The sequence below is a fragment of the Streptomyces sp. NPDC058579 genome (assembly GCF_042718575.1).
Taxonomy (GTDB): Bacteria; Actinomycetota; Actinomycetes; order Streptomycetales; family Streptomycetaceae; genus Streptomyces.
Genome location: NZ_JBHXPI010000001.1, coordinates 525,290 through 534,270, shown reverse-complemented (window position 1 = coordinate 534,270; position 8,981 = coordinate 525,290). Strand labels below are relative to the sequence as shown.

Sequence of the window (8,981 nt, the reverse complement as noted above, 5' to 3'; positions counted from 1 at the left end):
CCCTTCCTGTTTTGTTTGTGGTTGGGGTGGGTTGTTTTTTTTTACCCCCCCCCCCCCCCCCCCCGGGGGGGGGGGGGGGGGGGCCCCCCCCCCCCCCCCGCCGCCACGTCTTCGTCAGGCCAGCGCCAGCCAGCCCACGGCCGCCAGGACCACGATCGCGGCGATCACGCCGACGATGAGGCCCACGCGGGGGCCGGAGGACTGGGGCGCCGCGGCCTGACGGCCGCCGCCGCCACTCTGCGGGCCCTCGTCGACGAAGGCGCGGAACATCTGGGTGCTGCCGGCCGGGTCGTAGTTGCCCTCGGGGCCGGGGCCCTGGCCGTACGGTGCTTGGGGGTTGTGTGCCATGAGCCTGGACCCTAGCGAACCCCGGCTCCCGGCCCCAAGCCCCGGCCTCCATCACGTCCCTTCCAGCACCGGTCCGGCACCCGTCCAGCACCCGTCCGGCACGTCTCCCTCTCCTCCCCCACACCCTCCCGCGGCTCCTCCCCCACACCCTCCCCCGGCTTTGCCGATTCTTTAGCGCGGTTTGACCGATTTAGTTTGCCTGGAGCAACCATCCATCTCTATGGTTGCCCTAAGCAACAAGATGGGATCCGCGGTGGACAAGCCGAGCAAGCCGATCAAACCGAACCGGTACGAGAACCTCGCCCGCCAGGTGAGCGCCATCGGCGCGGTCAAGCGCGGCATGGCACGGTCCCTGCCCGCCGACTGCCCCGGTGGATCCGCCATCGTCCTCGCCCTCCTCAAGCACGACGGGGACATGCGGATGAGCCGGATCTCGGAGCGGATGGCCGTCGACATGTCCGTCAGCAGCCGGCACGTCGCCCACACCGTCGAGCGCGGCTGGGTCGAGCGGCTTCCCGACCCCGCCGACAGACGCTCCCGCATCCTGCACCTCACCGCCGAGGGCAGGGAGAAGCTCGACGAACTCGACCGCAGGCTGACCGCGATGCTCGCCCGCAACCTCGCTGACTGGTCCGACGACGACGTCGAACTCCTCACCCACCTCCTCGCCCGTCTCCGCGATTCCTTCGGCGACTGCCGGGCCCACCACGCGTAACAGCAAAGGACGTTCATGGCCACGACCACACCCGCCCCGCCAACGCAGGCGGGCGGCCACCCCTCCGACGGTGCGGCACCCATGTCGCACCGTCAGATCATGGAGGCGCTCTCCGGGCTGCTGCTCGGCATGTTCGTCGCCATCCTGTCCTCCACGATCGTCTCCAACGCCCTGCCGGAGATCATCAAGGACCTCGGCGGCGGCCAGTCCGCGTACACCTGGGTCGTCACCGCCGCGCTTCTCTCGATGACCGCGACCACCCCCCTCTGGGGCAAGCTCGCGGACCTCGTCTCCAAGAAGCTGCTGGTCCAGATAGCCCTGGTCATCTACGTCGCCGGCTCGGTCGTCGCCGGTCTCTCCCAGAACACCGGCATGCTCATCGCCTGCCGTGTCGTCCAGGGCATCGGCGTCGGCGGCCTGACCGCGCTCTCCCAGATCATCCTGGCCGCGATGATCGCCCCGCGTGAGCGCGGCCGGTACAGCGGCTACCTCGGCGCCACCTTCGCCGTCGCCACCGTCGGCGGACCGCTGCTCGGCGGCGTCATCACCGACACCGACTGGCTCGGCTGGCGCTGGTGCTTCTACGTCGGCGTGCCTTTCGCCCTGATCGCGCTCCTCGTCCTCCAGAAGACGCTGAAGCTCCCGGTCGTGAAGCGCAAGGTCAAGGTCGACTGGGCGGGCGCGTTCATGATCAGCGCCGCCGTGTCGCTGCTCCTCATCTGGGTGACCTTCGCGGGTGACAAGTACGACTGGATGTCCTGGCAGACGGCCGCGATGGTCGGCGGTTCGCTCGTCCTCGGCGCGCTCTTCCTGCTCATCGAGTCCAAGGCCAGCGAGCCGATCATCCCGCTCCGCCTCTTCCGCAACCGGACCATCACCCTCGCCTCGCTCGCCTCGCTCTTCGTGGGTGTCGCGATGTTCGCGGGCACGGTCTTCTTCAGCCAGTACTTCCAGCTGGCGCGGAACGAGTCGCCGACGATGTCCGGCGTCCTGACCATCCCGATGATCGCCGGTCTGTTCGTCTCCTCGACCGTCTCCGGCATGGTCATCACCAAGACCGGCCGCTGGAAGGCCTGGCTGGTCAGCGGCGGCGCGCTGGCCGCCGGTGGTCTCGGGATGCTCGGCACCATCCGCTACGACACGGAGTACTGGCACATCGCGCTCTTCATGGCGGTCCTCGGCCTCGGCCTCGGCATGATGATGCAGAACCTGGTGCTCTGCACGCAGAACCAGGTCGCCCCGGCCGACCTCGGCGTCGCCTCCTCCGTCGTCACCTTCTTCCGCTCCCTCGGCGGTGCGGTCGGCGTCTCGGCGCTCGGCGCGGTCATGGCCCACCGGGTCACCGACTACGTCAAGGACGGCATGGCCGAACTCGGCCCGAAGGCCGCCGCGGCGATGGGCCAGGGCGGCGGGGCGGGCTCCGGCGCGATCCCGGACATGGACAAGCTGCCGGCTCCGATCCGTACGGTCATGGAGAGCGCGTACGGACACGGTGTCGCGGACGTCTTCCTCTACTCGGCGCCGTTCGCGCTGCTCGCCTTCGTGGTGACGCTCTTCATCAAGGAGGTCGCGCTGAAGAGCAACAGCACCAGCCCCAGTTCCGACAAGGGCTGACAAAGACTCCCGGCCGCGCTCCGAGCGGAGGCGCGGCCGGGTCGAGTACGGAGCGGCGGGCAGGGGACGGCCCGCCGCTCCGTCATTTCCTCCTACGCCTCAGGAAGATCCGGCCTCGTGCGAGGATCCGGACTCCCGCGCCACCATGACCTCGATCCCCGCGACCAACACGTCCAGGGCGTAGTCGAAGTCCCGGTCCCAGATCTCGCTGACGCTGCCGTGCGAGGCACGCTCGTCGAGGAGCTCCGCCATCGGTTCGAGCGCTTCGACGAAGTCCGGATCCTCGCGGAAGGCCCTGATCGCCTCGCCGTAGAAGTCGTCCTGCGACATGCCGACCTCGGCCGCCCGTCGCCCGAACTGGGACTCCATCGTCCCGTACCCGTACACGAACTGGAAGACGGACGACATGGCGCTCGGCTGCCGGCTGACCGGCAGGCCGGTGTCCCGGATCGCCTCCTGGATCTTGGCGCCGACGGCGATGGCGTGCGGGCCGATGTTCAGGTACTGGCCGGCGATCGGCGACATCCACGGGTGGCGCACCAGCATCCGCCGGTAGTCCAGGGCGAGTACGCGGATCCGGTTCTGCCAGTCCCCGGCGGCGTCGACCGCGTCGAGGTCGATCTCGCCGTACACGGAGTCGACGGCGAACTCGATGATGTCGTCCTTGGTGTCCACGTACCAGTAGAGGGACATGGCCGTGACACCCAGTTCGGTCGCCAGCTTGCGCATGGAGAGGCCGGCCAGGCCCTCCTCGTCCAGCATCCGGATCGCGGTCGTCACGATCCGTTCGCGGTCGAGGCCGGCCGGGCCGCCTCCGTTGCGCGGGGTGCGCTGCTCCAGCCACACGCTGGAACGCGCCGGGTTCTTGGCCCGGTCGGCGGCCTTGACCATCGCGTTCCTCCGTGTGCTCACGTTCAGCGGTCCTTCACCGTCACCATGCTATTCAGCCACCGCCTTCTCCTTCGACCGCTCAGTCGTCTTCTCCTTCGTCTTCTCCTCCGAGCGCTCGGCCCTCTTGAGCAGCGCCGCGGCCAGCAGACCGCCGGCGAAGACGGAGATCGCGCCGACCAGCTGGCTGGTCTGGAGCCCGGAGGCGAACGCGTCCGAGATCGCCGCCCGCTCGGCGTCGCTCCCCGCCGCCGCGAGCGCGGCCGGCAGCGAGGTCGCGGTGACGGCGACGAGCGCCGCGAACCGGGCGTTGAGTACGGCGCCGAGGACGGCGACGCCCAGGCCGTTGCCGAACTCGGCGAGGGTGCCGTTGATTCCGGCGCCCACGCCCGCCTTCTCCGGCGGGATGGCGCTCATGATCGCGTTGGCCATGGCCGGGGAGGAGACCGCGATGCCCGCGCCCATCAGGACGAGGCCGAGCAGCATGCCCCAGTAACTTCCATCCGTACCGCCGCCGAGCACGGCGATCGACAGCAGACCGCCGGAGACCAGCGTCATGCCGAGCAGGACGGCCGGAGGCGTACCGATCTTCATCACGAGCCGCGGGCCGAGGCCCGTCAGGTTGAGGGCGACGATCGTCAGAGCGAGCGGGGCCATCCGCAGACCGGCCTCCAGCGGCTCGTAGCCGAGGACGAACTGCAGGTGCTGTGTGAGGAGGAAGAGCGAGCCGCCCATGCCGAAGACGACGAGCAGCGAACCGCCGATGGCACCGATGAACTTCTGGTTCCGGAAGAAGTGCATGTCGAGCATCGGGTACGGGATGCGGAGCTCCCACAGCGCGAAGGCGCCGAGGACGAGGACACCGACGGCGGCCGGGACCAGCACCTCCGCCGAGGTCCAGCCGTGCTCGGGGCCGGTGATGATCGCGTACACGACCGCCACCATGCCGATGGTGGAGAGCAGCGCGCCGAGCAGGTCGGGGCGGTCGCCCTGCGGGTTCTTCGACTCCGGTACGAGCTTGAGTACGGCGACGAGCCCGATGAGTGCGACCGGGATGTTGATGAGGAAGATCATTCCCCACCAGTAGTGGTTGAGGATGACGCCGCCGATCAGCGGTCCGGCGGCGAAGCCGAGCGAGCTGACGGTGGACCAGAGGGCGATGGCCTTGACCCGCTCGGAGTCGTCGAAGATCTGCATGACGACGGCGAGCGTGGTGGTCATGAGCAGCGCGCCGCCGACACCCATGCCGGCCCGGGCGGCGATCAGCTGGGCGGTGGACTCGGCGAGTCCGGCGGCGAGCGAGCCGAGGCCGAAGAGCGCGAGGCCGAGGGCGAGGAGCTTCTTGCGGCCGTAGCGGTCGGCGGCGTTGCCGGCGGTGAGCAGCAGGCCGGACTGGACGAGCGAGTAGGCGTTGATCATCCACTGGATGTCGCTGGTGGAGGCGTGGAGCTCCGAGGTCAGCGAGGGGATGGCGACGCCGAGGACGGTGTTGTCGAGCAGCACGGTGAGCTGGGCCAGGCAGATGACGCCGAGGATCAGCCAGCGCTGGGGGTGGCCGCCGGTGGCGGCGGGGGGTGAGGACTCGGCGGTCGTCGCCGTCATGGGCAGCACTCCTTGTACGGTGTACGGGGCTTGGTCTCGTACACCGTACAAGGGTGTCTCGTACGCTGTATAGCGATTACTTCTTGGGCTGCCTCTTGGGCTACTTCTTGGGCTACTTCTTCGGGGCCGTCAGGTCGTAGAGGGTGGCGCCGTCGACGGTGACCTCCTCGAAGGTGGACGAGACCCAGCTGGAGATCTCCGAGCCGCCGCCCATTCCTCCGCCCATACCGCCGCCTTCGCCTCCGCCGCCGCCTCCGCCGATGAAGTAGTGGATCTTGCCCTGGGCCACGTACTGCTTGAACTGGGCCAGGGTCGGGGACGGGTCGCTGCCGTTGAAGCCGCCGATCGCCATCACCGGCTTCTCGGTGGCGAGCTGGTAACTGGCGGCGTTCTGCGCGCCGATCGCGGCCGCGACCCAGGTGTAGGCGTCGGCGTCGGCGAGGAGTGCCGCCTTGGCCTTCGAGCCGACGGAGGCGCCGTTCAGGAGACCGCCCACGCCGCCTCCGCCACCGCCGCCGCGCTCCATGGCGCCCTGAGGCGGGGTGCCGCCGGGCATCTGACCTTGGCCCTGACCCTGACCCTGCCCCTGGCCCTGACCAGCAGGCATCTGGCCCTGGCCCTGCCCCTGCCCCTGCCCCTGCGGCGGGGTGCCGCCAGGCGTCTGCCCCTGGCCCTGGCCCATCCCTCGCCCGCCGTCCATCCGCATGCCGCCCTCGCCGCCGTCGCCACCCGTCGGCCGACCGCCGCCCATGCCGCCACCCGGCCCGCCCATCCCCCGCCCGCCCGCAGGCCCGGCGGTCACGATCGAGCCCTGGTGGCCGGTGCTCAGCGTCTCCAAGGTGTACGCGAACGGCCCCGCGAGCCCCGCCGCCAGGCCGAGGCCCGCGATCCCGAGCCCGATGCGCCGGTCGAGCCGCCCGGCGAGCAGCAGTCCGAGCGCGGCGAGCGAACCCGCGACCAGGACCGTCCAGCGCAGCCACGGCAGCCAGTCGGGCGTCCGGCCGAGCAGGACGTACGCCCAGACCGCCGTCGCCGCGACCGTCACCGCGAGGGCCGCCGAGGCGAGGAACCGGCCCCGTTCCTCCCACAGCACGCTCGCGCCCATGCCGACGAGGGCGGCGACGTACGGGGCCAGGGCCACCGTGTAGTACTCGTGGAAGATGCCGGCCATGAAGCTGAACACGGCCAGCGTGATCAGCAGCGAACCGCCCCAGACCAGGAACGCGGACCGGGCCGTGTCCGTACGGGACGAGCGCCAGGTGATCACCAGACCGGCCGCGAGCAGGATCAGCGCGGCGGGCAGCAGCCAGGAGATCTGGCCGCCGACGGCGTCGTTGAACATCCGCCCGATGCCGGTCTCACCCCAGCCACCGCCCCCGCGGCCACCACCGCCGCCACCGCCCCCGCCGCCACCCACACTGCCGGTCTCGTTGCCGTTGATCCGGCCGAGCCCGTTGTAGCCGAAGGTGAGCTCCAGGAAGCTGTTGTTCTGGGAGCCCCCGATGTACGGGCGCGAGCCGGTCGGCCAGAGCTCGACGAGCGCCACCCACCAGCCGGCCGAGACGATCATCGCGAGCCCGCCGAGCGCCAGTTGGCCCATCCGGCGGCCGAACCCGGCCGGTGCGCACACCGCGTACACGACCGCGAGCGGCGGCAGGATCAGGAACGCCTGGAGCGTCTTGGCGAGAAACGCGAGGCCGAACGCGACCCCGGCCCACACCAGCCACTTCGCGCCGCTCTTCGCATCCTCCAGAGCCCGAAGTACGCAGTACACGGCGACGGTCATCAGCAGCGCCAGCACCGCGTCCGGGTTGTTGAAGCGGAACATCAGCGCCGCGACCGGGGTGAGCGCGAGGACCGCGCCCGCGATCAGCCCGGCGCCCGCGCCGAACCGGCGCCGTACCGCCGCGTACAGGACGGCGACCGTCGCCACCCCCATCAGGACCTCCGGCAGCAGGATCTGCCAGGAGCCGAGCCCGAAGAGGCGCACGGACAGGGCTATCGGCCAGAGCGCGGCCGGCGGCTTGTCGACGGTGATGGCGTTGGCCGCGTCGAGCGAGCCGAAGAAGAAGGCCTTCCAGCTCTCGCTGCCGGCCTGGACGGCGGCGGAGTAGAAGGAGTTGGCGTAGCCGGAGGCGCTCAGGTTCCAGACGTAGAGCGCGGTGGTGACGGCGAGGAGGGCCAGGAACGCGGGGCGTACCCAGGGCGCGTCGCCGGTCCGGCCGCGCCAGAGGCGGGCGAGGCGGCTGCGGGGCGGCGCGGCGTGCGCACCGGCGGTGTGCGCGACCGAGGTCGTGGTCGTCGTCATCGGGTGTTCCTTGATGAGGATGAGAGGAAGGCGTCCGGGAACACCCAGAGCCGGAAGAGGAGGAAGCGGAGGACGGTCGCGGCGAGGTTGGCGACGATCAGGACGGCGAGTTCGGTGGAGTGCGCCGGGTCGCCGGTGGCCGCGCCGAGCGCGGCGAGCGAGCCGCTCGTCAGGGCGAGGCCGATGCCGAAGACGACGAGCCCCTGCGCCTGGTGGCGTACGGCCCGGTCCCGGCCCCGTACGCCGAAGGTGAGACGGCGGTTGGCGGCCGTATTGGCGACTGCGGACACCAACAGAGCGGCGGCATTGGCGAGTTGGGACCCCATCCCGAGCCGGAAGGCGGAGTACAGGGCGAGGTAGAAGAGGGTGGACAGCGCGCCGACGACGCAGAAGCCGACGAGTTGCCGGGCCAGTCCGCCCGGTACGCCCGTCAGTTGGCGGTCGCGCGGGTCGTCGCCGAAGGGGCGGGCGAGCCGGTCGAGCGGCAGGGACCCGGTCGCGAGCGCCCGGCCGACCCGCCAGACGCCCTTCAGGTCGTCGGTCGCGGTCTTCACGATGTGGACGGTCGAGTCGGGGTCGTCGACCCAGTCGACGGGCACCTCGTGGATGCGGAGCCCGGCGCGTTCGGCGAGGACCAGCATCTCGGTGTCGAAGAACCAGCCGGTGTCCTCGACCATCGGCAGCAGCCGCTCGGCGACCTCGCCCCTTATCGCCTTGAACCCGCACTGCGCGTCGGAGAACCGGGCGGCGAGCGAGCCGCGCAGGATCAGGTTGTAGGCGCGCGAGATGAACTCCCGCTTCGGCCCGCGCACCACCCGCGAGGAGCGTGCGAGCCGGGAGCCGATCGCGAGATCGGAGTGGCCGGAGATGAGCGGCGCGACGAGCGGGAGGAGCGCGTTGAGGTCGGTGGACAGGTCCACGTCCATGTACGCGAGGACGGGCGCGTCCGACTGCGACCAGACCGTACGCAGCGCCCGGCCGCGCCCCTTCTGATCGAGCCGTACGGACCGCACCTCCGGCAGCTTCTCCGCGAGGGCGGCCGCGACCTCGGGGGTCCGGTCGGTGGAGGCGTTGTCGGCGATCGTGACGCGGAAGCCGTACGGGAAGGTGCGGGTGAGGTGGTCGTGGAGCCGCAGGACGCACGGCTCCAGGTCCTTCTCCTCGTTGTAGACGGGGATGACCACGTCGAGGACGGGCCGCCCGCCGGTCGTGCCGCCGCCTGCCGCTCCGACATGGAGCGGCTCCCGGGCGGGGAGGTGCTCCCGGGCTGGGAGGTGCTCCCTGGCGGGGAGGGCACTCATACCGGAGTCGGGGCCCGCGATCGTTTGGGTTCGCATGGCACAGACCCTCGCCAGGGCGGCTGTCACGGCTGTGTGATGAGCCTGTGGTCAGCCTGTGAGTCGGGGCCGGACCTGGCGGGACCTGGCTGCCGGACCTGGCCGCCGGACCCGGCGGGACCTGGCGGGACCTGGCCGCCGGACTCGGGCGGGACCTGGCCGGACCCGC

7 protein-coding genes are annotated in these 8,981 nt (G+C 70.9%); 2 read left to right on the top strand and 5 right to left on the bottom strand.

Translation table 11 applies throughout. From position 1 onward, the window contains the following. Positions 1–114 precede the first annotated feature (114 nt). Positions 115–348 (bottom strand): hypothetical protein, encoded by a 234-nt coding sequence (locus ACFWRO_RS02505; RefSeq protein ID WP_384503527.1) that lies wholly within the window; start codon positions 346–348, stop codon positions 115–117. A 241-nt stretch (positions 349–589) separates the two neighbouring features. Here ACFWRO_RS02505 and ACFWRO_RS02500 point away from each other — a divergent pair, with 241 nt between their 5' ends. Then, on the top strand, positions 590–1,063 hold the full coding sequence (locus tag ACFWRO_RS02500) for a MarR family winged helix-turn-helix transcriptional regulator (protein ID WP_384503525.1): 474 nt from the start codon (positions 590–592) through the stop codon (positions 1,061–1,063). A gap of 15 nt (positions 1,064–1,078) precedes the next feature. After that, a complete protein-coding gene (locus ACFWRO_RS02495) occupies positions 1,079–2,677 on the top strand; it encodes an MFS transporter (RefSeq protein ID WP_384503523.1) in 1,599 nt (532 codons plus the stop codon). A 99-nt stretch (positions 2,678–2,776) separates the two neighbouring features. Here ACFWRO_RS02495 and ACFWRO_RS02490 read toward each other — a convergent pair whose 3' ends face one another. The 4 genes from ACFWRO_RS02490 to ACFWRO_RS02475 form a co-directional block, all read right to left on the bottom strand. After that, on the bottom strand, positions 2,777–3,568 hold the full coding sequence (locus ACFWRO_RS02490) for a TetR/AcrR family transcriptional regulator (RefSeq protein ID WP_384503742.1): 792 nt from the start codon (positions 3,566–3,568) through the stop codon (positions 2,777–2,779). Between the two features lie 48 nt (positions 3,569–3,616). Then, complete coding sequence (locus ACFWRO_RS02485; RefSeq protein ID WP_384503522.1) at positions 3,617–5,167, bottom strand: MFS transporter; 1,551 nt, start codon at positions 5,165–5,167, stop codon at positions 3,617–3,619. Between the two features lie 112 nt (positions 5,168–5,279). Beyond that, the gene (locus ACFWRO_RS02480) at positions 5,280–7,475 is read right to left on the bottom strand and encodes an ArnT family glycosyltransferase (RefSeq protein WP_384503520.1); all 2,196 of its coding nucleotides are present in this window, start codon (positions 7,473–7,475) and stop codon (positions 5,280–5,282) included. After that, positions 7,472–8,776, bottom strand: a complete 1,305-nt coding sequence (locus ACFWRO_RS02475) for a glycosyltransferase (RefSeq protein WP_384503740.1) — start codon at positions 8,774–8,776, stop codon at positions 7,472–7,474. The genes ACFWRO_RS02480 and ACFWRO_RS02475 overlap by 4 nt, the downstream gene beginning before the upstream one ends. Positions 8,777–8,981: the final 205 nt, after the last annotated feature.

Excerpts from the sequence above, each read along its gene's own strand:
- ACFWRO_RS02495 (WP_384503523.1), top strand. The coding sequence starts at position 1,079 with ATGGCCACGACCACACCCGCCCCGCCAACGCAGGCGGGCGGCCACCCC.
- ACFWRO_RS02480 (WP_384503520.1), bottom strand. The coding sequence starts at position 7,475 with ATGACGACGACCACGACCTCGGTCGCGCACACCGCCGGTGCGCACGCC.
- ACFWRO_RS02485 (WP_384503522.1), bottom strand. The coding sequence starts at position 5,167 with ATGACGGCGACGACCGCCGAGTCCTCACCCCCCGCCGCCACCGGCGGC.
- ACFWRO_RS02490 (WP_384503742.1), bottom strand. The coding sequence starts at position 3,568 with ATGGTCAAGGCCGCCGACCGGGCCAAGAACCCGGCGCGTTCCAGCGTG.
- ACFWRO_RS02505 (WP_384503527.1), bottom strand. The coding sequence starts at position 348 with ATGGCACACAACCCCCAAGCACCGTACGGCCAGGGCCCCGGCCCCGAG.
- ACFWRO_RS02475 (WP_384503740.1), bottom strand. The coding sequence starts at position 8,776 with ATGAGTGCCCTCCCCGCCAGGGAGCACCTCCCAGCCCGGGAGCACCTC.
- ACFWRO_RS02500 (WP_384503525.1), top strand. The coding sequence starts at position 590 with ATGGGATCCGCGGTGGACAAGCCGAGCAAGCCGATCAAACCGAACCGG.